This is a genomic window from Streptomyces sp. NPDC101110 (genome assembly GCF_044759525.1).
GTDB lineage: Bacteria > Actinomycetota > Actinomycetes > Streptomycetales > Streptomycetaceae > Streptomyces.
The window spans coordinates 82,640-107,711 of sequence record NZ_JBIVZM010000002.1; the positions used below are offsets into that span (position 1 = coordinate 82,640).

At 71.8% G+C, this 25,072-nt stretch carries 24 protein-coding genes and 1 pseudogene; 12 read left to right on the forward strand and 13 right to left on the reverse strand.

Annotation, left to right across the window (positions count from 1 at the left end; genetic code table 11):
- Positions 1–14: 14 nt before the first annotated feature.
- Positions 15–425: a hypothetical protein gene (locus ACIQU3_RS03730; RefSeq protein WP_403728072.1), complete on the reverse strand. Its 411-nt coding sequence runs from the start codon at positions 423–425 to the stop codon at positions 15–17.
- Positions 426–748: 323 nt separating this feature from the next.
- Between ACIQU3_RS03730 and ACIQU3_RS03735 the strand changes: the two are divergent.
- Positions 749–924, forward strand: a pseudogene (locus ACIQU3_RS03735) (nuclear transport factor 2 family protein); the annotation flags it as partial.
- Between the two features lie 76 nt (positions 925–1,000).
- Positions 1,001–1,288: a DUF1905 domain-containing protein gene (locus ACIQU3_RS03740; protein WP_403728285.1), complete on the forward strand. Its 288-nt coding sequence runs from the start codon at positions 1,001–1,003 to the stop codon at positions 1,286–1,288.
- 42 nt (positions 1,289–1,330) lie between these two features.
- Here ACIQU3_RS03740 and mgrA read toward each other — a convergent pair whose 3' ends face one another.
- Complete coding sequence (gene mgrA / locus ACIQU3_RS03745) at positions 1,331–2,323, reverse strand: L-glyceraldehyde 3-phosphate reductase (RefSeq protein ID WP_403728070.1); 993 nt, start codon at positions 2,321–2,323, stop codon at positions 1,331–1,333.
- Positions 2,324–2,439: 116 nt separating this feature from the next.
- On the opposite strand from mgrA, the gene ACIQU3_RS03750 reads away from it, so the two are divergent.
- Complete coding sequence (locus tag ACIQU3_RS03750) at positions 2,440–3,357, forward strand: LysR substrate-binding domain-containing protein (protein ID WP_403728068.1); 918 nt, start codon at positions 2,440–2,442, stop codon at positions 3,355–3,357.
- A gap of 110 nt (positions 3,358–3,467) precedes the next feature.
- Positions 3,468–3,983: a DUF664 domain-containing protein gene (locus tag ACIQU3_RS03755; protein ID WP_403728066.1), complete on the forward strand. Its 516-nt coding sequence runs from the start codon at positions 3,468–3,470 to the stop codon at positions 3,981–3,983.
- On the opposite strand, the gene ACIQU3_RS03760 is transcribed toward ACIQU3_RS03755, so the two are convergent.
- Entirely contained in the window at positions 3,965–5,044 is a 1,080-nt protein-coding gene (locus ACIQU3_RS03760) for an adenosine deaminase (protein WP_403728063.1), read from the reverse strand. The genes ACIQU3_RS03755 and ACIQU3_RS03760 overlap by 19 nt on opposite strands.
- Before the next feature lie 71 nt (positions 5,045–5,115).
- Positions 5,116–5,508, reverse strand: coding sequence for a VOC family protein (locus ACIQU3_RS03765; protein WP_403728061.1), 393 nt, complete (start codon positions 5,506–5,508; stop codon positions 5,116–5,118).
- 137 nt (positions 5,509–5,645) lie between these two features.
- On the opposite strand from ACIQU3_RS03765, the gene ACIQU3_RS03770 reads away from it, so the two are divergent.
- On the forward strand, positions 5,646–6,038 hold the full coding sequence (locus ACIQU3_RS03770; RefSeq protein WP_403728059.1) for a tautomerase family protein: 393 nt from the start codon (positions 5,646–5,648) through the stop codon (positions 6,036–6,038).
- 308 nt (positions 6,039–6,346) lie between these two features.
- Entirely contained in the window at positions 6,347–6,733 is a 387-nt protein-coding gene (locus tag ACIQU3_RS03775; RefSeq protein WP_403728056.1) for a pyridoxamine 5'-phosphate oxidase family protein, read from the forward strand.
- Positions 6,734–6,740: 7 nt separating this feature from the next.
- On the opposite strand, the gene ACIQU3_RS03780 is transcribed toward ACIQU3_RS03775, so the two are convergent.
- From ACIQU3_RS03780 to ACIQU3_RS03790, 3 genes are all read right to left on the reverse strand, one after another.
- Positions 6,741–7,649 (reverse strand): oxidoreductase, encoded by a 909-nt coding sequence (locus tag ACIQU3_RS03780; protein WP_403728052.1) that lies wholly within the window; start codon positions 7,647–7,649, stop codon positions 6,741–6,743.
- 42 nt (positions 7,650–7,691) lie between these two features.
- A complete protein-coding gene (locus tag ACIQU3_RS03785; protein WP_403728050.1) occupies positions 7,692–9,059 on the reverse strand; it encodes a phospholipase in 1,368 nt (455 codons plus the stop codon).
- A 68-nt stretch (positions 9,060–9,127) separates the two neighbouring features.
- The gene (locus tag ACIQU3_RS03790; RefSeq protein ID WP_403728048.1) at positions 9,128–10,018 is read right to left on the reverse strand and encodes a glycoside hydrolase family 19 protein; all 891 of its coding nucleotides are present in this window, start codon (positions 10,016–10,018) and stop codon (positions 9,128–9,130) included.
- A 315-nt stretch (positions 10,019–10,333) separates the two neighbouring features.
- Here ACIQU3_RS03790 and ACIQU3_RS03795 point away from each other — a divergent pair, with 315 nt between their 5' ends.
- Complete coding sequence (locus ACIQU3_RS03795) at positions 10,334–11,383, forward strand: acyl-CoA dehydrogenase family protein (RefSeq protein WP_403923265.1); 1,050 nt, start codon at positions 10,334–10,336, stop codon at positions 11,381–11,383.
- Here the strand turns inward: ACIQU3_RS03795 and ACIQU3_RS03800 are convergent.
- The 4 genes from ACIQU3_RS03800 to ACIQU3_RS03815 form a co-directional block, all read right to left on the reverse strand.
- Positions 11,380–12,582, reverse strand: coding sequence for a serine hydrolase domain-containing protein (locus tag ACIQU3_RS03800; RefSeq protein ID WP_403728044.1), 1,203 nt, complete (start codon positions 12,580–12,582; stop codon positions 11,380–11,382). The genes ACIQU3_RS03795 and ACIQU3_RS03800 overlap by 4 nt on opposite strands.
- 173 nt (positions 12,583–12,755) lie before the next feature.
- Positions 12,756–13,310, reverse strand: coding sequence for an NADPH-dependent FMN reductase (gene ssuE / locus ACIQU3_RS03805; RefSeq protein WP_403728042.1), 555 nt, complete (start codon positions 13,308–13,310; stop codon positions 12,756–12,758).
- A gap of 187 nt (positions 13,311–13,497) precedes the next feature.
- Complete coding sequence (locus ACIQU3_RS03810; protein ID WP_350710819.1) at positions 13,498–13,581, reverse strand: putative leader peptide; 84 nt, start codon at positions 13,579–13,581, stop codon at positions 13,498–13,500.
- Positions 13,582–13,747: 166 nt separating this feature from the next.
- Positions 13,748–13,924 carry a hypothetical protein gene (locus tag ACIQU3_RS03815; protein ID WP_403728040.1) on the reverse strand — a complete coding sequence of 59 codons (177 nt, stop codon included), beginning with the start codon at positions 13,922–13,924 and terminating at the stop codon, positions 13,748–13,750.
- A gap of 226 nt (positions 13,925–14,150) precedes the next feature.
- Between ACIQU3_RS03815 and ACIQU3_RS03820 the strand changes: the two genes are divergently transcribed.
- Positions 14,151–14,591 (forward strand): SPW repeat protein, encoded by a 441-nt coding sequence (locus ACIQU3_RS03820; RefSeq protein ID WP_403728037.1) that lies wholly within the window; start codon positions 14,151–14,153, stop codon positions 14,589–14,591.
- A gap of 293 nt (positions 14,592–14,884) precedes the next feature.
- Here ACIQU3_RS03820 and ACIQU3_RS03825 read toward each other — a convergent pair whose 3' ends face one another.
- Positions 14,885–15,661: a GNAT family N-acetyltransferase gene (locus tag ACIQU3_RS03825; RefSeq protein WP_403728035.1), complete on the reverse strand. Its 777-nt coding sequence runs from the start codon at positions 15,659–15,661 to the stop codon at positions 14,885–14,887.
- A gap of 401 nt (positions 15,662–16,062) precedes the next feature.
- Here ACIQU3_RS03825 and ACIQU3_RS03830 point away from each other — a divergent pair, with 401 nt between their 5' ends.
- A complete protein-coding gene (locus tag ACIQU3_RS03830; protein WP_403728032.1) occupies positions 16,063–20,340 on the forward strand; it encodes an aminotransferase class I/II-fold pyridoxal phosphate-dependent enzyme in 4,278 nt (1,425 codons plus the stop codon).
- 6 nt (positions 20,341–20,346) lie between these two features.
- Positions 20,347–21,081 carry a class I SAM-dependent methyltransferase gene (locus ACIQU3_RS03835; RefSeq protein WP_403728030.1) on the forward strand — a complete coding sequence of 245 codons (735 nt, stop codon included), beginning with the start codon at positions 20,347–20,349 and terminating at the stop codon, positions 21,079–21,081.
- A 10-nt stretch (positions 21,082–21,091) separates the two neighbouring features.
- Here ACIQU3_RS03835 and ACIQU3_RS03840 read toward each other — a convergent pair whose 3' ends face one another.
- Positions 21,092–21,739: a chaplin family protein gene (locus ACIQU3_RS03840; protein ID WP_403728027.1), complete on the reverse strand. Its 648-nt coding sequence runs from the start codon at positions 21,737–21,739 to the stop codon at positions 21,092–21,094.
- A 325-nt stretch (positions 21,740–22,064) separates the two neighbouring features.
- On the opposite strand from ACIQU3_RS03840, the gene ACIQU3_RS03845 reads away from it, so the two are divergent.
- Together ACIQU3_RS03845 and ACIQU3_RS03850 are read left to right on the forward strand one after the other, a co-directional pair.
- Positions 22,065–23,636 carry an alpha/beta hydrolase gene (locus ACIQU3_RS03845; RefSeq protein ID WP_403728024.1) on the forward strand — a complete coding sequence of 524 codons (1,572 nt, stop codon included), beginning with the start codon at positions 22,065–22,067 and terminating at the stop codon, positions 23,634–23,636.
- Positions 23,637–23,686: 50 nt separating this feature from the next.
- Positions 23,687–24,781 carry a chemotaxis protein gene (locus ACIQU3_RS03850; protein WP_403728022.1) on the forward strand — a complete coding sequence of 365 codons (1,095 nt, stop codon included), beginning with the start codon at positions 23,687–23,689 and terminating at the stop codon, positions 24,779–24,781.
- The last annotated feature ends 291 nt before the right edge of the window (positions 24,782–25,072 follow it).

The following is a 25,072-nucleotide window of genomic DNA, read 5'->3' on the forward strand; positions in this document are numbered from 1 at the left end:
CGCATCCGTGCAGGTCAGCCGACGGAAAGGCCGACGAAGGGGGCGGTGCGCTGCATCCGCAGAGCGTCGACGGACTCGGCGAGCAGTTCGTATTCGGTGGTGTCGTCACTGGTGGCGATGCGCACCAGCCGTCCGGCCGCCAACTCCTCGGCGACACGCTCCTGCTGGGCGGGATCCGCGCACCAGGCGCGCAGCAGCCCGGGCACGTCGGGCACGGTGGGGGCGACCGGCACGAGCGCGCCCGGTGGTAAGTGCTCGGCATCGGGCCGGGGATCGAGGCGCTGGGCGATCCAGGAGGCGCGGTCGCGCAGCCACCACAGCGCGAGGGCGAGGGTCGGTGCCCGGTAGGTTCCGAGGGGCACTCCGATGCGGCGGCCGTCGCAGACCCCGTACGCCGTGACGTGACACAGGAACTCGTCGTGCACGTGGCCCTCCCCCGGTGCCCTGCCCGTCCGCCGGCCCGGCCTGGCTTGGCCGGCGGCTCGCGTGCTGTGCGTGAGGGCGCCGTCGCTGGAGGTGAAAAGCGCTCTCGCAGGTCAGTATGTTCACTACTGAACCACTGTCACCACGACTTTCCGGCCACTCTCCTGGCATATTCACCTCCCGCGTTGGCCGAAATCCGGCGAGGGGTCGCAGCGGCCCACGACTCCGGAGGTGATCGACGCTCCCGGCGGGTGCGGGCAACGTGGTCGTACCGGGTCCGCAACGAGCAAAATCCGGGCCCTGACCAGCAGGTACGACTCCTTGGTTCCGCCTCACCGGCGGGGTCGACGGCCACCATGGCATCGCCCGCTTCTCGTGGGAACCGGTGAGCACCGCCGACGGCTCCGCGCCGGTCGCGGGTCGGATGTGATCACCCTGGACGGCCAGGACCGGATCAGGTCAGTGCTCGGGTTCCTGGACCGGGTGCCCGCCGGGGCGTGAGGACGGCCCCACGATGAGTTCTCCGGCGTCCGGCGGTCTGTACGAGGGAGAGACCGCCGACCAACCGGAGGATGTCATGGCGACCACGGCAGACCTGGACGCGGAGTTCACCGCGGTCCTGCGCAAGAGCCCCGCCGAGGGCGGCTGGACCTATCTGGTCTGGCCCCGGTCCGTCGAGTTCTTCGGCACCCGCGGCCTGGTCAAGGTCCGCGGGACGATCGACGGGCACCCGTTCCGCAGCTCCTTCATGGCCCTGGGGGACGGCACGCACAAGTTGCCCGTGAAGGCGGACATCCGCAAGGCCATCGGCAAGGAGGAGGGCGACTCGGTGACCGTGCGCCTGGAGGAACGGCTCGGCTCCTGACCTGTGCCGCCCGGGGCGGGCGCTCCGGGCGGCACGGAGGTGTCACTGCTTGACGACGGCGTCGATCCGGGCCAGCTCGTCCGCGTCGAAGTCGAGGTTGCGGATCGCGCCGACGCTGTCCTCGATCTGCCGCGCGCTGCTCGCGCCGACCAGCGCGGAGGTGACCCGGCCGCCGCGCAGCACCCAGGCCAGGGCCATCTGGGCCAGGGTCTGGCCGCGCGACGTCGCGATGTCGTTCAGGTCGCGCAGCCGGCCCACCAGGTCCTCGGTGAGCGCGTCCGAGTTCAGGAAGGGGCTGTCGCTCGCGGCCCGGGAGCCCTCGGGGATGCCGTCGAGGTAGCGGGCGGAGAGCACGCCCTGCTCCAGCGGGGAGAAGACGATCGAGCCGACCTGGAGCTCGTCGAGGGCGTCGAGCAGGCCCTCGTCCTCGGGGCGGCGGTCCAGCATCGAGTAGCGCGGCTGGTGGATGAGGAGCGGAGTACCCAGCTCGCCCAGGATGCGGGCGGCCTCGCGGGTCTGCTCCGCGGAGTAGTTGGAGACGCCTACGTAGAGTGCCTTGCCCTGCTGCACCGCCGAGTGCAGGGCGCCCATCGTCTCCTCGAGCGGGGTGTCGGGGTCGGGGCGGTGCGAGTAGAAGATGTCGACGTAGTCGAGGCCCATCCGCTTCAGGCTCTGGTCCAGCGAGGACAGCACGTACTTCCTGGAGCCCCACTCGCCGTACGGGCCGGGCCACATCAGGTAGCCGGCCTTGGTGGAGATCACCAGCTCGTCCCGGTACGGCGCGAAGTCCCGCTTCAGGAACGCGCCCAGCGCGGACTCGGCGGCGCCGGGCGGCGGGCCGTAGTTGTTGGCGAGGTCGAAGTGGGTGACGCCGAGGTCGAAGGCGCGGCGGAGGATGGCTCGCTGCGTCTCGACGGGGCGGTCCGGGCCGAAGTTGTGCCACAGGCCGAGCGAGAGCGCGGGGAGCTTCAGACCACTGCGTCCGGTGCGCCGGTAGGGCATGTCCGCGTAACGGTCGGGGTGTGCGGTGTACAACGCGACTCCAGGGTGTTGGCACGGTCGGGAGGAAACCGGTGTCCACTCTGGCGTGACCTGCGTCCATGCGTCCAACAGAAGAATCCGATGGAATTCAGCGGTTAGGCTTCTCAGTCATGGAACTGCGCCACTTGCAGCACTTCGTCGCGGTCGCCGAGGACCAGCACTTCACCCGCGCGGCGGAGCGCCTCCTGGTGTCCCAGTCGGGCCTGTCGGCGTCCATCCGGGCGCTGGAGCGCGAGCTGCAGACGCCGCTGTTCGTGCGCACGACCCGGCGGGTGACGCTCACCCCGGCAGGACGGGCGCTGCTCGGTGAGGCGGAGCGGATCCTGGCGCAGGTGCGCTCGGCCCACGAGGCGGTGGCCGCGGTGCAGGGCGTGCTGCGCGGGATGCTCGCGCTCGGGTCGGAGCAGTGCATCGCCGGGGTACATGTGGCGGGGCTGCTGGCGGCGTTCCGGCGGCGTCACCCAAACGTGGAGATCTGCCTGCGGCAGGCGGGCTCGGGGGCCCTCGCGGAGGAGGTCGCGGCCGGGCGTCTGGATCTGGCGTTCGCCGTGCGCACCGCCCAGGAGGACACCGACCAGCTGCGTGCCGTGCCGCTGACGAGCGAGCCGATGACGGTGCTGTGCCATCCGAGTCACCGGCTCGCCTCGGCCGGGGCGGCGGTGACTCCGGAGGATCTCGGCGGTGAGGTCTTCGTCGACTTCCATCCGGACTGGGGACCGAGGCGCACCACCGACGCCGCCTTCGCCGCGGCGGGGGTCCGCCGGAGCGTCGCCCTGGAGGTGAACGACGTGCACAGCCTTCTCGACCTGGTGGACGAGGATCTGGGCATCGCCGTGGTGCCGCGCCATTTCCGGCACAAGCGCGCCTCGCTGACCGCCCTGCCGGTGAAGGGCGCGGGGGACACCGTGTACGAGACGGTGGCGCTGCTGCCGCCCGAGCAGGCGACCAGTCCTGCCGCCCGGGCGCTGATGACCCTGCTGGACGCGGGAGGCCCGGCACCCTCCCCCGAGGGTGTCCAGGCCGGCTGACCCTCTCGGGGCCGGCGCGGGAGCCGTCCCGGCGGCTCCCGCCGTTCCCCATGGCGGAGGCCGGACGGACTGCCGACGCATGATCCCCGGCGATGCGCGATGGTGGACCTATGCATGCGAAGGACATCCTCATCGACGGTTTCAACCGCATCCGCGAAGAAGTCCACGCCACCGTCGGGGGTCTCGGGCCGGACGAGCTGATCGCCCGCCCCTCCCCCGACACCAACTCGATCGCCTGGCTGGTGTGGCACCTCACCCGCGTCCAGGACGACCACATGGCCGACGCCTTCGGCCTCGAACAGGTGTGGTTGTCCCAGGACTGGGAGAAGCGTTTCGGTCTCGACCTCCCCCGCCGCGACACCGGCTACGGCCACAGCCCCGCCAAGGTCGCACGGGTCCGGGTCGACTCCGGCGAGCTGCTCACCGGCTACCACGACGCCGTGCACGAACAGAGCGTGGGTGCGCTGCGGAGTCTCGCCGCCAAGGATCTGGAGCGCGTCATCGACGAGCGCTGGGACCCGCCGGTCACCCTGGGCGTGCGGCTGGTCAGCGTCCTGTCCGACGATCTCCAGCACATCGGACAGGCCGCCTACCTGCGGGGGCTGCTTCAGAGCGCGGCGGCGTAACCGGGCAGCACCACGTCCCGGATGAGGGCGTTGCGCTCGTCGAACGGGATGAACGCGCTCTTCAGGGCGTTGACGGTGACCGTGCGCAGATCCTCCACGGTCCAGCCCGCCTGCTCGACCAGCAGGGACATCTCGCGGGTCATCGTCGTGCCCGACACCAGGCGGTTGTCGGTGTTGAGGGTGACGCGGAAGCCGAGGTCCTTGAGCGCGGTGATCGGGTGCTCGGCGATCGACGTGGCGGCGCCCGTCTGGAGGTTGGACGTCGGGCACATCTCCAGGGCGATGCGCCGGTCGCGCACCCAGCCCGCGAGCCTGCCGAGCTTGCCGGCCGCGAGGTCCGGGATGTCGTCGGTGATGCGCACACCGTGCCCGATGCGCTGGGCGCCGCAGACCTGGAGGGCCTGGTGGATGCTGGGCAGGCCGTGCGCCTCACCGGCGTGGATGGTGAACGGCACGTTCTCGCGGCGCAGGTTCTCGAAGGCCGCCAGGTGGTCGGCGGGCGGGAAGCCGTCCTCGGCGCCGGCGATGTCGAAGCCGACGACCCCGGCGTCGCGGAACGCCACGGCCAGGTCGGCCGCCTCGCGCACGCGGTCGAACATCCGCATCCCGCACAGCAGGGTGCCGACCCGCACCGGGGTGCCCGCGGCAGCCGCCTTCGCCATGCCCGCCGCGAGGCCCTCCTGGACCGTCTCCACGACCTCGGCCATGGTCAGTTCGCCGTTGGTGTTCAGCTCGGGGGCGTAGCGCACCTCGCCGTACACGACCCCGTCGGCGGCCAGGTCGAGCACGTACTCCTCGGCCGTGCGCAGCAGGCCTTCGCGGGTCTGCATCACGGCGAGGGTGTGCTCGAAGGTGGCTATGTAGCGCACCAGGTCGCCGGAGTTGGCGGCCTCGTAGTACCAGGCGGCGAGCTCGTCCGGGTCGGTGGTGGGCAGGGTGTGGCCGACCGCCTCGGCGAGCTCCACCACGGTGGCGGGGCGCAGGCCGCCGTCGAGGTGGTCGTGCAGCACGGCCTTGGGGAGGCGGCGGATCAGATCGGTGTCTACGCGCGTAGCAGTCATGGCGGGTCTTTCCTCGGGCGGGCGGTTCGAGCGGTGGTTCGAGCCGGGGTCGCGAAGCGGCGGTGAAGGGGTCAGCCGGCGGGCTGGAGCAGGTCCCAGCGGTTTCCGTACAGGTCCTCGAAGACGGCGACGGTGCCGTACGGCTCGTGCCGCGGGTCCTCCAGGAAGGTCACACCGGCGGCTGTCATCCGTGCGTGATCGCCGGCGAAGTCCTCGGTGTACAGGAAGAACCCGACCCGTCCGCCCGTCTGGCTCCCGACCCGGGCGGCCTGGGCCTCCCCCTTGGCCCGCGCCAGCAGCAGACCGGTGCCGACCCCCGGAGTGCCGGGTTCGACGACGACCCAGCGGGAGCCGTCGGGCCGGGGGGTGTCCTCGGCGAGCCGGAATCCGAGGGCGTCGGTGTAGAAGCGGATCGCCTCGTCGTAGTCGTCGACGACGAGGGTGACCAGGGCGATACGTCTCATCAGAGCCTCTCGGGGCGGGCGGTTGACCGGTGAGGTTATACGTAAAACCCGGCCGATGGCAACTACCCGGCCGACTGCGGCCAAGTACCTGTAACTACTAGTATGTACATTGACCGTCGACGACTCCCGGAGGTCCCATGCCCTTCGTTCGCATCGACACGCTCCGGGCCGGTCCCGAGCGCCTCGCCGCACTCGGCCGGGCCGTGCACGACGCCCTGACGGAAACCATCGGCATCCCGCCCGACGACCGGTTCCAGGTGCTGACGGACCACAACGGCACGAGCGGAACCCTGCGTCACGACGACTACCTCGGCGTGCCCCGCGACGACGGCATCGCCTACGTCGCGATCACACTGCGCTCAGGCCGCACGCCCGCGCAGAAGAAGGCGCTCTACCGAAGGATCGCCGAGCTGGCCCACGCGTACGCGGGCACGGAGCCGCGCAACGTGTTCGTCGTCCTGACGGAGAACGAGTCGGCGGACTGGTCGCTCGGGGAGGGCGTGGCGCAGTACCTCGACCGGAGGTCCTAGGTCGTGTCCGCGAAGTCCCGTCGTCCGCCCGGAGGTTGGGCCGCGCGGCGTCTGGTGCGTGCTCTCGGCGTGCCGGGCGGAGACCCTCGTACGGGACGTACTCGGGGCTTCGCCCGGTGCGGCGAGAGGGCGTGCCAGGCGTCGCGCGGCAGGCGGGTCTTTGCGGACACGACCCAGGCACGGGCTTAGGGCTGTGGCCGGAGGTGTCCCGGCCCCTCCGGCCGCCGGCGTCCCCGCATGGAGATCACTGAGCCGCCCCGCACCCCGAGCAGCGCAAGGCGGACCTACGGGGGCGGCTGGGGCGGGAGATGGACATCTGGGTCGCGACGGCGGATGCCGAAGGGGTGCCGTGTCTGGTCCCGCTGTGGTTCGTGTGGCACGACGAGGCCGTGTGGCTGTGCACCCGGCTGACCAATCCCGCCGGCCGCAATCTGCGGGACGGCGGGCGGGCCCGGCCGGCCCTCGGGGACACCCGGGACGTCGTGCTCGTCGACGGTGAGGTGCGAACCCACCCGACGCCGGACGTGCCGTCGGCGGCGGCCGGGGCCTTCCGTGTGAAGACCGGTCGGGATCCGCGCGAGGACCCTGCGTCGTACGCGTTCTTCCACGTGCGGCCGCTCCCGGTGCAGGCATGGTGCGGAGTGCGGGAACTGCCGCGCCGGCATCTCATCCGGGAGGGCGTCCGGGCCGTGTAGACGCCTGTCAGCGGGCCTTGTGGTGCGCCCTGCCGAGCCGGTTCAGTTCCTCGTCGGTGAGGCGGATCGCGCCCGCTGCCACGTTCTCCGCGAGGTGGCCGGGGTCGCCAGTCCCCGGTATGGCGAGGACGTGGGGACCTTGGTGCAGGGTCCAGGCGATGCGGATCTGGGCGGGGCTCGCGCCATGGTCCCGGGCCACGGCGAGGACGTCCTCGCCGTGGGCGGTGACGGCGCCCTGCTCACCGGCCTCGCCCGCGACGGCGTAGAACGGCACGAAGGCGATGCCCTGTTCACCGCAGCGGCGCAGCACTTCGTCGGCGTCGGGGTCGGGGCGGTCGAGGGCGTACCGGTTCTGGACGCAGACCACGGGGGCTATGGCCTGGGCCTCGGCGAGATGGCGGGCCGTGACGTTGGAGACGCCGAGGTGGCGGATCAGGCCGGCCTCGCGCAGCTCCGCGAGCGCGCCGAAGTGCTCGGTGATGGATTCCCACGCGGGCATGCGGCGCAGGTTGACCACGTCCAGGTGGTCGCGCCCGAGCTGGCGCAGGTTCTCCTCCACGTGGCCGCGCAGGTCCTCGGGACGGGCCGAGGTGGCCCACGCGCCGTCGTAGGCCCGGTAGGGGCCCACCTTGGTGACGATGACCAGGTCGTCGGGGTAGGGCGCGAGGGCGCTGTTGATGAGTTCGTTGGCGGAGCGCAGGGACGAGAAGTAGAAGGCCGCCGTGTCGATGTGGTCGACGCCGAGGTCGATCGCCTTGCGCAGGACGCCGATCGAGCGGTCGCGGTCGCTCGGGGTGCCGTGGTGGAAGGCGGCGCTGCCCGTCAGCCGCATCGCGCCGAAGCCTAGGCGGTGGACGGGCAGGTCGCCGAGTTTCCAGGTGCCCGCGGCGGCCGCGGTGATCGTCTGTGAGCTCATCGGCGGAGTCTCACACACGGCACGCGGGCCGGCGAAGCCGGTTTACGGATACGTGTACGAGTTGAGGGTGGTGACGGCGGAGGCCGGGTTGCCGCGGTCGTAGTGGTCCACGGCGAGGAAGTTGGGCTTCTTGCGGGCGGCCGGCTGGCAGAACCTCTGGGCGCGGTCGGCCAGTTTGGTGTTGTCCGTACCGGCGGTGCCGGTGAGCGGGACGTCGCGGAAGTGGTTCATGACGAACAGCGGGCGGAATCCCGGTTCGGTGCGGGTCAGCGGGATGTTGGTGTCGGCCCCGTACCAGCGGCTGTAGCAGGACCAGTCGGAGGTGCCGAGGCCAGAGCCCATCGACCAGTAGTTCTCGACGGTCCACTCGGGCTGGTACATGACCCCGAAGCTGTCCCGGGTCAGGCCCGCGGCCTGGTCGGCGGAGCGGCTGTGGTCGGTGAAGATCAGCAGCCGGTCTCCGGCGGCGGCCAGCTCCGTCATCGTCGGCCAGCCGCTCTGCCGCACGCCGGCGAGATCAGGTCGGTAGAGCACGTCCGACAGGCCGTTGACGCGGGCGAGTTCGGCACGCAGGACGGCCGGATCGACGTAGTCCTCCAGGAAGACGGTGACGAACTGGTCGGGGTGGGCCTTCAGGAAGTCGACCATGCGCTGGAGGTCGACCCAGAGGGCCACGGGCCTGCTGACGAGGGTGCAGCTGTTGTGGCAGAGGATCGCGCCGTCCGGCGTCTGGTGGATGTCGAGCATGAATCCCCGCACACCGTCTGCGAGTTGGCGTTCGATGCCGCGGGTCTGATTGGGCACGAGGTTGACGAAGGGCGGGGCGAAGCCGCCGTCGACGCCGTTGGCGTAGGCGTTGTGCGTGGTGAGGAACGTGACCTGGTCCAGGGTGCGCCGGTCCTGCGGCGGCATGGGCTGGGTGGCGGGCGTGACCGGGGTGAGGTACCAGGCGGCGAGGTCGCCGGATCCGCCGAGGGCGAGCCGGGCGGGGTAAGTGGCGCCGGGCGGCTTGGGGGCGACCGTGAGGTGGCGGGTGGTTCCCGGGGCCTTGAGCGTGTAGCGGTCGGCGCCGATCGGGTCGATCTCCCATCCGGCGTCGCCGCTCGTGCAGTCGACGGTCGCGGCCTGGTCCCCGCTGCGGCCGAGGCACCTGCCGGGCGCGTCGGTGTTCTCCAGGAGGTACGAGGAACCGCTCGGCGTCAGCCGCCACTGCTGGCGGTCCTCGTTGCCGCGGGGTCTGTGCTGCTCGACCGCCCCGCCGGTGTCGGCCGCGTTGAGGCCGGTGGTGGCGCTCTGGACGTAGTACGCGCCCGGAGCCGGAGCGGCAGCGGCAGCGGGCTGGGGTGCCACGACCGCGGCGGCCAGTGCCGCGGTCGTGGCGAGCAGGGCGTGGGGGGTGCGTAGGCGCATGAGGGTGCCCTTCGGTCAACCGTCAGGTTCATGACATCCCGCATGACACCACGCCGCACGGTCCCGCGTCAGCAGTACAGGTTGCCTCCGGGTGACGTCCCGAGGATCTGTGTGAACCGCTGGTAGTTGTTCACTCGGCTCTGCACCTGCGCCGGGTTCTTGCCGTCGCACTCCAGGGAGCCGTTGATGCTGCGGATCGTCTGGCCGAATCCGGCGCCGTTCACCATGGCGTTGTGCGGAGTCATACTGCCGGGGCCCGTCTGGGTGTTCCAGTACCACAGGGCCGTCTTCCAGGCGACGGCCGAGTCGTTCTGCACCAGCCAGGGGTTGTTCAGCAGGTCGATGCCGAGCGCGTCGCCCGCGGCCTTGTAGTTGAAGTTCCAGCTCAGCTGGATGGGACCGCGCCCGTAGTAGGCGGCCTGTCCGGCCGGACAGCCGTAGGGCTGCCCCCAGTCGCAGTAGTGCGGGTAGTTGGCGGTGTTCTGCTCCACCACGTGCACCAGACCGCCCGTCTCGTGGCTGACGTTGGCGAGGAAGGCGGCGGCCTCCTGCTTCTTCACCGTGTCGCCGCCGGTGTTGGCGAAGCCGGGGTAGGCGTTCAGGGCCGCGGTCAGGCCGCTGTAGCTGTAGAACGAATTCCGGTTCGGGAACATCTGGTTGAACTGCGCCTCGCTCACCACGAAGCGCGCGTTGGGCGTGCCCGGACCGCTGTCGCAGGCGTACGGCTCCCAGTACCAGGTGCTGATGACCGGGTCGTAGCCCGGGTTGGCGTGCTCGGCGATGTACGCCTTGCCGTCGGTGTAGCGGACGATGTCGCCGGCGTTGTACGACTTCCCGGCCGTCCAGTTCGGATAGCTGGAGCAGGCGGCGGCCGAGGCGTCCGCGGCGGGCAGGAGCACCGGCGCGGCGCCGGCGAGGACGAGGGTGGCCAGGGCTGCGGAGATACGGCGTCTCGACACGGGTTCAACTCCTTCGCGGAGCACGGCCGCACCCTGACGAGGGCAGGGTGGAGCAGGCCCTCGATCGCACGCACCGGTGGTCCGGTCACGGCGTGGGGGCGGCCGTGGTGGGGGGCTGTGGAGGCACACTCAACCGCTTTGGTCTGTACCAGTCAAGGGTGTAGACCAGTCAGGTATGGACCTGTCGCATCCGCGCTGGTTGACGGCCCGTCATTCCCCGCGGGGCGCGCACACGCGTGCGCCCCTGACGGCGAGGAACCGGCCGACACACCCCCGGATCCCCGCCACGCGGCGCCCGACCGTGAGAATTCCCCCATGACCACCACACCCCACCCCCTCGTCACCCACGCCCGGCGACTGGCCCACGATCTCCTCGTCCCGCAGGCCGAACGCGTCGACCAGGAAGGGGTGCCGGCGAGCCATGTCGAGGCGGTGAAGCGGGCCGGGCTGCTCGGCGTGGTGGCTCCCCGGGAGTACGGCGGGGCGGACGCGCCCGTGGCCGTGGCCCGGGAGACCGCGGAGATCCTGGCCGGGGCGTGCTGCTCCACATGGTTCGTGCAGACACAGCACCACACACCGGTGAAGCTGCTCGCCACATACGACTCGCCGGTCCGGGAGAAGCTGCTGCGTCCGCTGGCGGCCGGAGAGCTGATGGCCGGCATCGCCTTCGCCCATGTCCGCGCCTTCCCCCGGGTGCCGGTGCGGGCCGTTCCCCGGCAGGGCGGCTGGCAGTTCGACGGGAGGGTGCCCTGGTACACGGGCTGGGGTCTGAACGACGTGATGCTGCTGGCCGGGGTGACCGACACGGCCGAGGTGGTGTTCGTGTGCGTCGAGGCGCGCGAACAGCCGGGGCTGACGCCGTCGGCGCCGATGCGGCTGGCGGCCCTGAGCGCCGCCCGCACGGTGTCCCTGGAGCTGGACGGCCTGTGGGTGCCGGACGAGTCCGTCGTGCTGCGCACCCCGCAGCAGGAGTTCGCCCTGGTCGACCTCGCCCGGGCCGCCAACACCGGTCCGGCCGTGTTCGGGGTGGCGTACGCGGCGCTGGACCTGGTGGCGCGGGCCCCGGACGGCGAGGAGACGGCCCGCTCGCTGCGGGTCCGGCTCGACGAGGTCCGCCGCGAGGCCTACGCCCTGGCCGACCGGCCCGCCCCCGCGGACTCCGTCCCGGAACGCCTGGCCGTGAAGACCCGTGCCCACGGCCTTCTGCGCGCGGCCACGACCGCGGCGATCGTGGCCGGGGGCGGCCGGTCCATGGACCTGGACAGCCCGGCGCAGCGGCTGGCGCGCGAGGGGATGTTCCTGCTGGTGCAGGGCCAGACGGCCGAGGCGCGCAGGACGCACCTCGGCTCGCTGGCGTCCGGCTAGCCGAGACGGGGCACGGTGGACGCCCGGTCCTTACGGGGCGGGATCCTCCCGCAGAACTCCGCCTCGAGGACGTCGGTGTAGAGGGAGGAGTCCGCCAGCCAGTCTCCGTTGATGTTGAAGGTGAGCTGGTGCTCGCCGTCCAGAGTGCCGGCCATCGCCGACAGGGAGCCGTTCGTACGGCCGCTCTTGCCCACCACCTTCACTCCGCAGGAGAGCTGTGCGAACTCGACCCCGAGCCCGTACCCGGTGCCGTGACCGGCCGGGACCTCGTCGAACATCTTCTTCAACTGCCGCTGGGGCAGCAACTTGCCCTTCACCAGGGCGCGTTGGAATCGGTTCAGGTCTCCACTGGTGGAGATGACGTCGCCGGCCGCGCCCAGCCAGGTCATGTTCTGTTCGGTGGCGTCGTGGATCTCGGCGTCGGGGGCGTCCTGGTGGAGCCGGGAGTAGCCGACGGGGTGGGGCTTCGGCATGTGGGGCGCCGTGCCGGGGAACGACGTCCCGCGCAGCTTCAGCGGCCGGAGGATGCGGCGGGTGATCTCCTGGGCGTAACCGTGGCCGGTGGCCTTCTCGATGACCATGCCCGCGATGACGAAGTTGGTGTTGGAGTAGGCCGGTTCGCGCTCCGGGCCGGGCTGCGGTGCGCGCCGCAGGGCGATCGCCACGAGTTCCCCGGGCGTGTGGGTGTCGTACCGGTGCTCGGGGAAGCCGGGCCCGGCGCTGTCGTGGCTGAGGACGGGGTCGTCGGTGTGGTTGGCGATGCCGCTGGTGTGGTTGAGGAGCTGGCGCAGTGTGACCTTGGTGCCGTCGTAGCCGTTGCCGTGCAGCAGGCCGGGCAGCCATCGCTCGACCGTGTCGTCCAGGTCCAGTCTGCCCTCCGCCTCCAGTTGGAGCAGGACGGTGGCGACGAACGTCTTGGTGATGCTGGCGCCGCGGAAGTGATCGCCGGCCGACCGCTCTCGTCCGGTGCCGGTGTCCGCGAAGCCGGCCCGGCCGAACCAAGTCCCCTCGCTGTCACGTGCCTTGGCCGCCGCTCCGGGGAGGCCGCCCTGCTCGACCAGTGCGCGTAACGCGGTCCGGGTGGCCTCGTGGCCGTGCGGGTGATCCGCTGCCTGCGCCGCCGGGGCGACTGCCGCCGTTCCGGCGCACAGCGCCAGGGTCAGGGTGAGCGGAACGGTGCGTGCGAAGCGCTGCTTCATGGGTCTGTGCCTCCTGGTCACCGAGGGGCGGTGCTGCCTCTCGGTGACCAGGACGCCCGCGCCCGGCTCCAGGGTTGATCTTCGGACGGTGCGGTGGCCGGTCGCGAGCCGGCAGCCGCACCCCCGCGGCGCCGGCTCGCGACCGGCACGAAGGGGGCGCGGCGGCGGGCCGGTCAGCTCGCGGCGGCCAGCAGCGGGGTGCGGCCGAGCGCCGCGGAGAACTGGTCGACCACCTGGCCCAGCGCCTCGATGGCGTCGGGCGCGACGGTCAGCGAGCCGTCGTCGTGGGCGGTGAGGTCCTTGTCGAGGGTGAACCAGCCCTGCACGACGTGGGCCGCGCCCATGGAGTTGAGGACCGGGCGCAGCGCGTAGTCGATGGCCAGGACGTGGGCGACGCTGCCGCCCGTGGCGAGCGGCAGCACGGTCTTGCCGGCGAGTGCGTACTGCGGGAGCAGGTCCAGCAGGGCCTTCAGGACACCGGAGTAGGACGCCTTGTAGACGGGTGTGCCGACGACGACGCCGTCGGCCCGGGCGAACAGCTCGGTGGCCTCGACGATGGCGGGGTGGCGGAAGTCCGCGCCCAGCAGGGCCTCGGCGGGGATGGTGCGCACGTCGAGCGGGATCACGTCGTGACCCTGGGCCACCAGCCGCCGGTCCAGGTGGCGGAGCAGGCGGCTGGTGCGGGAGGAGGCGGAGGGGCTGCCGGAGACGGACAGGACGGTGGCCATGGGGCGCTCATTTCCGGGAGAAGGCGCGAGGGCGCGGGGCACCGCCGCGTCCGGGACGTCGGGTCCCGCGGGTGTGCCCGGGATGGCGGGTCAGGAGGGGAACGCACCGCCCGGGATGAGCCGTCGGTACGACACGGGCCGGCCGACGACGGATACGGCGGTGAGGAGAAGCGGCGAGCCGGGAGACTCAGGCTGCGGCGCGACAGGATGCGCTGGAGACGCGTGCGAGGTCGACGTGGCGTCGCCGCGTGAGGTCCAGTCGCATGGTCATGCCATGGATCGTGGCAGTGGCGGTCGTGGACCGTCAAGGAATGCGCGGCTCATCTCGTATCCCGGACCGGCCGTTCAGGAACGGCACCCCGGAAGTGCCGTGCACGCCCGCCCGGTTCTGCACGATCCGAGCGGGCGCGTTTGCTGCCTGGCGAACGGCGGCGGTCTCAGTGGTCGTCCGCGGGAACGACCACGAGGAAGGCGTCCGACTCCAGGTCCATCACGACGGTGGCCGGCTCACCCTCGGCACGGCGGCGTGCCGCGTACTCCTCAGCGGGCCACGATCCGCGAGGAGACCCCGCCGGGAACCGCTCCAACACCTTCGCGCCGATGGCCGTGGTCACGTCCGCTGCCCTCCCTGCTCCTCGTCGCCCGGGGGGCGACGTCGCCGGTCGCTGTCGTACACATCCGGATGCCCCCGATCCGCCCGGACATGTACCGCGGGACGGATTCCGCACGCCCCGTCGACCTCTACACATAAAGGGGAAATAAGAGCAGAATGACACGTACGCGGCGATTACCGCACACCCCTCCAGAAGCGGTCGCCCTGCACCACGAAGGAGACGAGTCATGGCCAACGTCTCGCCCACCAGAGGTGACATCACCACCCACCCCGACGCCTCCGAGATGCGTGACCGGTACGCCCGCATGCTCGGCGGCCGCGATGTGGCGCTCGTGGACGGACCGGTGTTCCTGCTCGGTCTGTACTGCGCCGCCTCCCCGTGGATAGTCCACTACACGACCAGCCAGCCCGCCCTCGTGACCCACAACCTGATCATGGGCATCGCGATCGGCCTGCTGGCGCTCGGGTTCACCCGCGCTCCCGAGCGCATGTACGGCCTGAGCTGGGCCATGTGCGCCCTGGGCGTCTGGATGATCATCTCGCCGTGGGTCGTCGGCGAAAGCCCGGACGCCGGTGTCGTGTGGAACAACATCGTCATCGGTGCACTGGCCGTGATCCTGGGGCTCGTGTGCGCCGGCACGGCGGCGAAGGCCACGCCCAGGCCGTAGCGGACACCGGAGAGGAGCCCAAGGCCGGTCCGCCCCCCTGGACCGGCCCGTTCGTGCCCGCCTCCTGGTGCCGCGCTCGTACCCCCCTCCTGGTGCCGCGCCCGGGAAGCGCTGCGCCACGCCCCCGATGACCTCGGGGCCCGTCCCGCTGCGGGCACGGGTGAGGTGCCCGCCGAGCACGCCGCTCCCCCGGCGGGGAGGATGCTCCGGCTCTTGCCGTTCGTCGTCATGACGGCCCGTGCAACGGACGGCCGGCTGCGTGACGTCCCCGCGCGTCCGCCACGCATGTGCGGCTAGGACGTGTACAGGTACGGCGTCGTGGTCGTCAGCGGCAGGAAGCCGATCCGTTCCAGGATCGGCCGGCTCTGGTCGGAGGCGTCGACCTGGAGGTAGCGGTAGCCGCGAGCCCCGGCGGCCCGGGCACGGTGGGACACCAGGGAGCGGTAGATGCCCCGGCCGCGCCAGCCCCGTACGGTGCCGCCGCCCCAGAGGCCGGCGAAGGGCGTGCCGGGAACGAGTTCCATGCGGGCCGCGCTCACCGGCTCGTCGCCGGCCATCGCCACGACGGCGACGACGGTGTCCGGGTCCGCCGCCAGCCGGGCGAGGAGCTGATGGCGCAGCCAGGAGCTGTCCGCGCCGAACGCGTCCTCGTGGACGCGGGCCACGAGGTCGACGCCCGCCGGGCCGGTGACCGGCTCGACGCGCACGCCTTCGGGTGGTTCGGCGTCGAGGGCGACCGCGGCGACCTCGCCGATCATCAGCGTCTCCGCGGGCTCCGGCGTGAACCCGGCCGCGCGCAGCCGCCGCCCGAGGTCCGCCGGCCGGTCGTGCCCGTAGAGCTTCCACTCGAAGTCGAGACCGAGCCCCGAGTAGTGGCCGATCTGCGCGGCGATCGCCGCATCCGCACCGGCCTCGTCGAGACCGGACCACAGAATGCCGTTCCAGTCCTGCGCGGAGGCGACCTGGCGGACGACACCGCCGGTCCGCTCGACACGGGCGCCGGGACCGTCCGGGCGCGCTCCCGCACGCAGGTCACGGTCGAAGAGTGCGAGCAGCTCGGCATGATCCACGCACCCACCTCAGCAGGCACCGGGCCGGCCCGGCAACGGGTTTTACGGTGCGGTCGCGCAGGCCCGGGTCGGCCTCGGCCGGATGGTTTTCGGCTCATGGCCGGCGGAATCGGGTGTGCCGCACCGCCGGTGCGGCCACTGCTCGTGCGCGAGGTGGCACCTGACGTGATGACGGACGGTCCGGATCCGGAACTCGTCGGCCAGGTCCGCGAGTTGCACATCCGGCTCCACCAAGGGCGTGGCTGAGGCCCGGCACGGCCGGGACGGGCACCCGCCCGAGATGCAGGGCCGCTCGGACGAACCTACGATCGTTTTCAGTTGGACCAGGCGTAAGACCAGGCGTACGCGCCGGTCTCCCCGACGGGGGGAGGCACATGTCCTCATTGCCGGCACGTCGGCTCATGGCCGTCTACGTCGCGCTGGTCACGGCTGTCACCGTTGTGTACATGACCGTGCCGGTGATGGTCCCCGTGATGTGGGCCGTGATGGGGCTTGCCGGGGTCGCCGCCGTCCTGATCGGCACCCGCCTCCACCGGCCCGCCCACCCGTGGCCCTGGTGGGTCCTGGCGGCCGGCCTGCTGGTCTTCGTCGCGGGCGACACGTACTACTTCGTGATGGAGCAGTATCTGGGGGCCTCCAACCCGTTCCCGTCCCCGGCCGACGCCTGCTACCTGGCCATGTACCCGCTCATCGCGCTCGGCCTGTCGGGGCTGGTGCGGCACCGGTGGGTCGGCCGCGACGTGCCGAGCCTGCTCGACGCGCTGATCGTCACCGCCGGCCTCGCGCTGCCCGTGTGGGTCTACCTGGTGCAGCCGCTGACCGAGGTCCAGGGCCTGACCTGGCAGCAGCGGGCCATCAGCATCGCCTACCCCCTCGGCGACATCCTCGTTCTGGCCCTGCTGGTCCGGCTGCTCACCCCTAGCCCGGTCAACGGTTCCAATCGCGCCGTACGCCTGCTGGTCGCCGGCACCGTGACCCTGCTCGTCACCGACATCGCCTACGGGATCCTTCAGCTGAACGATGTGTGGGAGACCGGCAGCTTCCTGGACCTCGGCTGGGTCGCCTTCTACACCGCCTGGGGACTGGCGGCGCTGCATCCGTCCATGGTCGAGCTGACGGCCTCCGTGCCCCGGCGGGAATCCCTGCTGCCGCCGCCACGCCGGCTGGTCATGCTCGCCGTGGCCACGCTCATCGCCCCGGGGATCCTGCTCTGGGAGGCGCTGAGCGGCCAGACGCGGGACGCCGCCGTGATCGCGGCCTTCTCCGGCGTGCTGTTCCTCCTGGTGATCCTGCGGCTGGCGGGGATGGTCGTCGCACATCGCCACGCGGTCCGCAGGGAGCTCGCCCTGCGGACGGCCGCCGCTTCGCTGGTCTCCGCCTTCCGGCAGGAGGAGGTGGACCTGTCCTGCCGAGCGGCGGTCGACCGGCTGATGGGGCCGGACGTACCGCACCGGACCATGCTGCTGCCGCGGGAGCGCGCGGCGGAGCTGGGCGCCCGCGAGACCCGGCTGGTGAGCCCGGCCGCCCTCGACCCCGACATCTGCACCGGCCTGAACGGCCTGCCGTCCGTCCTGGCCTGCCCCATGACGCAGCCGGACCGTCCCGCCGGGGCCGTGCCGGGCGTCCTGCTGGTCGCCGCCCCCGAGCGGCAGCTGAACGAGACCCGGAGCTCCCTGGAGATCCTCGCCTCCCACGCGGGTCTGGCCATGGAGCGGGTCGCACTGCGGCAGGAAGTCGTCCGGCGGGAGAACGAGGCGTACTTCCGCACCCTCGTCCGCAACGCCTCCGACGTGATCCTGATCCTGGAGGACGACGACACCATCCGGTACGCCAGCCCCTCGGCGCGGTCCGTGTTCGGCACCGACGACCTCGTGGGGGTGCCGCTGCCGCAACTGGTGGATCCGGGCGACCAGGACCGGGCCGCGCGGGGACTGACCGCCGTACGGGAGCGGGGGCAGTGGTCGGGGCACGACCACTGGTGGGTGCGGCGCCGGGACGGGCGCGTCGAGGTGGAGGTCCGGTGCAGCGACTTCCGCGACGAGCGCACCGTGTCCGGTCTGGTGGTGACCCTGCGGGACGTGACCGAGCAGCGGCGGCTCGAACAGGAGCTGACGCAGCGGGCCTTCCACGACTCGCTGACCGGTCTGCCCAACCGGACCCTGCTGCTGGAGCGAATCGAACGCGCCCTGCTGCGCGGGCGCCGCGAGTCGTCCCTGACCTGTCTGCTCTTCATCGACCTCGACGACTTCAAACTGGTCAACGACACGATGGGGCACGGCGTCGGCGACCATCTGCTGGTCGCCGTCGGCAACCGGCTGTCCCGGACGCTGCGGCGCACCGACACCGCGGCCCGGCTCGGCGGTGACGAATTCGCCGTGCTGATGGAGGACGCCAAGCAGCCTCTGGACGCAGAACTGCTCGCCGCCCAGGTGATCCAGACGCTGAGCCGGCCCTTCGACCTGGCCGACGAGTCGGTGACGGTGTCCGCGAGCGTGGGTGTGGCCACCGCGCGCGACAGCACGGACGCAGAGGAGCTGCTCGGCCATGCCGACCTCGCGCTGTACGCGGCGAAGGCGGCGGGCAAGCGGCAGTGGCGCCGGTTCAAGCCGCTGCTGCGCAGCCGCATGGTGGAACGCCACGATCTGCAGTCCCAGCTGGCCCGGGCGGTCGCCGACAAGGCGTTCGCGCTGCGCTACCAGCCCGTCGTGGACATCGCGGCGGGCGAGGTGGTGGGGTTCGAGGCGCTGGTCCGCTGGCCGCACGAGCAACGGCCGCCCGTCATGCCGGACCAGTTCATCAGGCTGGCCGAGGAGACCGGGCACATCTCCCCGCTCGGCGCATGGGTGCTGGAGAACGCGGTCAGCGACATCGTGGACCTGCAACGCCTGCCCGGGCCAGCCCGGCCGCCGTACGTCAGCGTGAACGTCTCCGCCCGTCAGTTCCGCGACGCCGGGTTCATCGAGCAGGTCGGTGAGGCGCTGAGCACACCGGGGCTGGAGCCGGGCTCGCTGCAGCTGGAGCTGACCGAGACGGTGCTGCTGCAACGCGACGACCGCCTTCAGACGGTGCTGAACACGCTCAAGGAACTCGGGGTGCACATCGCCGTCGACGACTTCGGCACCGGCTTCTCCTCGTTGCGCTACCTGCGGGACTTCCCCATCGACGTGTTGAAGATCGACAAGTCGTTCATCGACGACATCGTGCGTGACGCCCAGCAGGTCGCCCTGGTCGAGGGCATCGTGAGGATCGCCGACACCCTGGGTCTCCAGGTCATCGCGGAGGGCATCGAGGACGCGGCCCAGCGGGATCTGCTGGCCGGGATGGGATGCCGGTTCGGGCAGGGGTACCTGTTCGCCCGGCCGATGACCGTGGAGCAGAGCGCGCGGGTGCTGCGGGAGCCGAGCGCCCGTCCGTTCGCGTCGCCGCCGGCGCGGCGGCCCCGGATCGACGCCGCCCGGGGACGCCGGGAGGCACGCTGGGCGGATCTGGAGCATCTGCGGCGCACCAGCCCGATGAGCGACGCGGTCCTGGACGAGGTGCGCGGGCGGCACATCCGCAGCGGCGACCACTGGCTGATCGACTTCGCGTCGTGCAACTACCTGGGCTTCGACTGGGACCCGGAGGTCATGGGGGCCGTCGAACCCGCCGTGCGCCGCTGGGGCACCCACCCCAGCTGGTCGCGCCTGCTGGGCAGTCCGCGGCTGTACCCCGACATCGAGGAGCGGCTCGCCGCGCTGCTGGGTGCGCCGGACACGCTGCTGCTGCCGACGCTGACACTGGTCCACTCCTCGGTGATTCCCGCCCTCGCCGAGGACGGGCACGTGTTCGTGGAGGCGACCGCGCACCGCACGGTCTACGACGGCTGCGTGGTGGCCCGGGCCCAGGGCGCCACCCTGCACCGTTTCCACGCCGAGCGGCTCGACGAACTGCAGGCCCTGCTGGCCGGTGTGCCACCGGGCACGCCGCGGCTGGTGTGCCTGGACGGCGTCAACAGCATGAGCGGCAACATCCCCGACCTGCCGGCCCTGGCGGCGGTGTGCCGCTCGCAGGGAGCGACGCTGTACGTCGACGACGCGCACGGCTTCGGCGTGATCGGTGAGCGCGGGCCGGACGAGGCGTGCCCCTACGGCATGCGCGGCAACTGCGTGGTGCGGCACACCGGGGAGTCGTACGACGGGATCGTGCTCGTGGGCGGCTTCTCCAAGGCGTACTCGTCCCTCCTGGCGTTCCTCGCGCTGCCGCCGGAGCTGAAGAACCGGCTGAAGACCGCGGCGGCGCCCTATCTGTACTCGGGTCCGTCGCCGACGGCGTCGCTGGCCACGGCCCTGGCCGGGCTGGACGTCAACGACCGCAGGGGCGACGTGATCCGCGCCGATCTGTACCGCAAGACGGTCCGGGTGCTCGACCACCTGGAGGGCTTGGGGGTGCACAGTCTGAACTCGGACCGGTTGCCGATCGTGGAGGTGCCGCTGGCGAACCCCGCGGACCTGGACGCGGTCGCGGCCTTCCTGTGGGAGGAGGGCGTCTACGTGACCCTGGCCGCCTACCCGCTGGTCCCGCGGGACCGGGTGGGCTTCCGGGTCCAGCTCACCGCCCTCAACTCCGACGAGGACATCGACCATCTGAACGCGACGATGACCCGGTTGTCGGAACGTTTCCCGCTGCGGCTGAAGGGCTAGACGGCCATGACGACGCACAACGACGACGTGGACTGGGACCGCTGGCCGGTCGCCGACTACCTCGCGGAGAACTACCGCGAGGTGCACGCGTCGGACGCGGCGGTCATCGCACACCACTCGGCGTTCTACCGGGGACTCCCGCCCGGCGGAATCGCCCGGTCGGTGGAGTTCGGGGCGGGCCCGAACCTGTATCCGCTGATGCTCGCCTCGGCCGCCTGCCGCAGGATCGACGCCGTGGAGGCCGGGACGAGCAATGTCGCCTATCTCGAGGACCAGATCTGCCACCGTCTCGACGCGAGCTGGCTGCCCTTCCACGCACTGTGCCGAAGCCTCAACCCCTCGGTGCCCCCGACGCTGGCGGGGGCGCTGGCCCCGGTGAACGTCGTCCACGCCGATGTCCGGTCCCTGCCCCCGGGCACCTACGGACTGGCCTCCATGCACTTCGTCGCCGAGAGCGTCACCGAGGACTTCGCCGAGTTCGCGGACTTCTGCCGCACCTTCGTCCGCACGGCCCGGCCGGGCGGCCACCTGGTCGCCGCGTTCATGGAGAACATGCCGACCTACCGGATCGGGCCTGCCTCCCGCTGGCCGGGCTGCCCGGTGAACCCGACCACCGTCACGGAGGTCTTCGCCCCGCTGACCCGGGACCTGGACGTGACCCACATCGACATGGACCCGACCCTGCCGGACTACGGCGATTCGGGGATGGTGCTGCTCACGGGCGTGGCGGAGGCGGTGTGACCGCTGCCGGTCAGCCGTCCGCCCCGGGCCGGAACCTCCGGCGCAGCACCACTCCCCCGGCGACCAGCGCAGCGGCCGCCGCGACCGCCTGGAGGGCGTGATCAGCGCCCGTGTGGGCCAGGTCGCCCCTGGCGTGCGGCACGGTGCGCGGGGCCGGTACCGGGGCCGGGTGGGTCCGGGGCGGCGCGACCGGCTCCGGCTGCGGCTCCGGCTTCGCCGGGTGCTCGGGGCGGACCCGGTCGTGGTCGCCGGGGCCTTTCGAGGACGCGTCGCCGGTAGCCGGGTTGCCGATGCCCACCACGTTCACCGAGTTGCCCGTGACGTCGGCGGGGAGGTCGACCGGCAGGTGCACACCGTTGCCGGAGACCACACCGGGGGAAGCCTTTCCGCTGCCCTCGGCGTTCGCGCCGCCGGAGCCGCCCGGCCGCCCGGCCCGCCCGTCGTCCCGGCCGGCGCAGCCGTTGCCGGCGGCGGGGTTCAGGAGCCCCACCACGTTCACGGTGTTCCCGCACACGTTCACCGGGGCGCGCACCGGCAGCTGGAGGGTGTTTCCGGAGACCACCCCCGGCGAACCGGCCGCCGAGCCGTCCGCACCGGAACCGGCGTACGCGGGGACGGTCACGGCCATCGCGCCCGAGGCGGCGGCGACGGCGATCACTCCGTTTCGGGTAACCCTTCGCATGGGACCCTGCCTTCCAGACATCGTCGACGGGCACTCACCCGCAACGGAGAGAACGCCGGGCCCCCGGTCCGAGTTATGGCTTATCCGCCTTTCACTCCATCGAGCGGGCAGGTTGTCGAACTAGCGGTAAAGCCCTTCGTACGCGGGTTTCGCGCACGGACGCCCCAGGGGCGGCGGACCGGGCGCGCGGACTCGCCGCACGGGCCGTCCGCCCGGAGGCGAGGCTCGTGGGGCGCGCTTATGGTGGGCGAGGGCACCGATCCGGTCCGCTGCGGGACGTCCCGCGTACCTGGAGGCATCGATGCTGGCCAAGCTGTCCACGCGCCCCTCGATACGGCGCTGCGCGGTCACCGGCACGGCCGGGCTGGCCCTGCTGGGCACGGCACTCCCGGCCGCCGACGACCCTCCGCCGGGCCTTACGCGCTTCTACGACCAGAAGGTCGCCTGGTCACGCTGCACGGGCATGGACATGCCGAAGGACCTCCAGTGCGGGAAGGTCACCGTCCCGCTCGACTACGCCGAACCAGGGAAGGGCACCCTCGACCTCGCCGTCGCCCGTTACCGGGCCACGGGCAGGTCCCGGGGCTCGGTGCTGCTGAACTTCGGCGGCCCCGGCGGCCAGGGCGTGGCCCAACTCGCCATGGGCGGCAAGGACTTCATGGGCCTGACCAACGGCTATGACGTCGTCTCCTTCGACCCGCGCGGCGTGGGCCGCTCCTCGCCGGTCAGCTGCGGGAACGCCTCCACCGCCGCCCTGGACGCCACGGACGGCAACGCCGGCACGGCCGATCCCGGTGCCGTGCTCGATGAGCTGCGCGCGGCCGCGACCGAGTGCGCCGAGCACTCGGGTCCGGTCCTGCCCCACATCGGCACGGTCAACGCCGCCCGCGACCTGGACGTCATGCGGGACGCCCTCGGTGACGACAAGCTCAACTACCTGGGTTTCTCCTACGGCAGCCGGCTCGGCGCGGTGTACGCGGCCCAGTACCCCGAGAAGGTCGGCAGGATGGTGCTGGACGGCGTCGACACCCTGACCGAGCCGCTGACCGACCAGGGAGTGGCGAGCGCCCAGGGGCAGCAGACGGCACTGGAGAGTTTCCTGACCTGGTGCACCGAGGACATCGCGTGCCCGTTCGGACGGAATCCCCGAGAGGCCCGGGAACACGTCGTGGAGGTGGTCGAGTCGCTCGACAAGGACCCGCTGCCGACCGACTTCGGTGAGGCGTTCACCGGTCAGGACTTCGCGGGCGCTCTCGGGCAGGGCCTCTACAGCAGGGAGCTGTGGCCCTCGCTGCAGCGGGCCGTCGGCCAGCTGCTCGAGGACGGTGACACCCGCGGCCTGGAGGCGTTTCTGTCCGGCGGCTTCACCCTGCCGCTGCGGCGCACCCCGCACGCCGGACTCACCGACCCGGCTGACATCCCCCTCGACAACCTGCCGGCGGCGCTGATGGCGGTCAACTGCGCCGACGATCCCGACCGCCCGTCCGCCGCTCAGGTCACCGAGGACCTCGGCCGGCTGCGCGCCCGCTACGAGCAGGCCTCACCGGTGTTCGGCCGGTACCGACTCACCCAGGTACTGATGTGCTACGGCCGCCCCAGGGGCACCGACTACATCCGCGACGACGTCAAGGACGTCGAGACGCCGCGGATGCTGCTGGTCGGCACCCGGGGCGACCCGGCCACGCCGTACCGCTGGACGGTGGAGACGGCCAGGCGGCTCGGATCGTCGGCGGTGGTGCTCGACAACCGGGGGGAGGGCCACACCGGCTACGGCTCGTCCAAGTGCGTGCACAGCAAGGTGGACGCCTTCCTGCTGTACGGGACCCTGCCGCCGGACGGCAGTTCATGCGGCTCCGACCGCGACGACGAATGAGATCTTTCACCCCAAATGCCCCCGTGCCGAATTCGCTCTATCGTTCTGTCATGGAGCACGTTCTGAGTCCCGCGACCCTGTCCGAGCTGCGGCGCCCGCGCCCCTACCCCGCGGTCTCCGTGCTGACCCCGACACACCGGCGTGATCCCTACAGCACCCAGGACCAGGTCCGGCTGCGCAACGTGGTCGCCGAGGCCAAGCGGCAGCTGGAGGCCGATCCGGCCGTCACCCGCGAGCGACGCACCGAGGTCTGCGCGCACCTCGACCGGGCTTTGGCCGAGGTCGACCTGACCCACGCCGAGGACGGCCTGGCGATCTTCGCCGCCCCGGGCGAGCACCAGGTGTGGTCGCTGGCCCGGCCCGTCCCCGAACGGGTGGTGCTCTCGGACACCTTCCTCACCCGCAATCTCGTCTCCGCCCAGACGGCCGGGCGGCCGTTCTGGGTCCTCTCGCTCGCCGCGGACCGCGTCACGCTGTGGAACGGCGGCGTCGACCGGGTCTCCGCGGCCCGCCTCGGCGGCTTCCCGCTGACCCGGCGCGTGGAGAACTTCGACCCGGAGCGGCAGCAGCGGATCGGCGACACCCCGAGCGCCTTCCGTGAGGAGCGCACGCGCCAGTTCCTCCGCGAGGCCGACATCGCGATGGGCGCCGTACTGCGCGACCACCCGAGAAGGCTCTACGTCACCGGTGAGCCGGCCGCCCTGTCCCTGCTGGAGGAGGTCGGCGTCACCGCCCGGGGTGCGGTGCACGTCCCGCACGGCGGTCTCGCGCACGGGACCCCCGAGACGGTGTGGCAGGCGCTGCGGCCGGTGATCGAGGAGGAGGCCCGCAGAAGTACGGACGCCGTGACCCGGGCCCTCGAAACCGCCCGCGGGCGGCGGGAGTTCGCGGCCGGTGTCGACGAACTGTGGCAGAGCGCCCGGGAGGGCCGCGTCCGGCTGCTGGCCGTCGAGGAGAACTACCGGGTGACGGTCCGCGACGCCGGGGACCATCTGCTCCCCGCAGAGGCCGGCGACCTCGACTCCCGGGAGGACATCGTGGACGAGATCGTCGAGCAGTGCCTGGAGACCGGGGCCGACGTGCGCTTCCTACCGGACGGCACGCTCGCCGAGTCGGACGGCATGGCCGGGGTGCTGCGCTACTGACCCGGAACCCGCCCGGTGAACCCACCCCGCAGGCCCGCCCCGCAGACCCACCCCGACGACCCGCCCCGCAGGCCTGCATCGCGGACTCGAACAGAGGGTCGTCGAACACCCGAATAGACCTCGTGCCGATGCCGCGCCGGGGCGCCAAATCCCGTGTGTACGCTACGACTTGAACCTCCGGGTGGCGGGCTCGATGCCTACCTCGGAGTAACTCCGCGAGACTGTGGCATATGCCAGAAGCACCACCGTATCGTGTGTCGCCGAATCCCTTACAGGGCGTCGCGGGCTGTG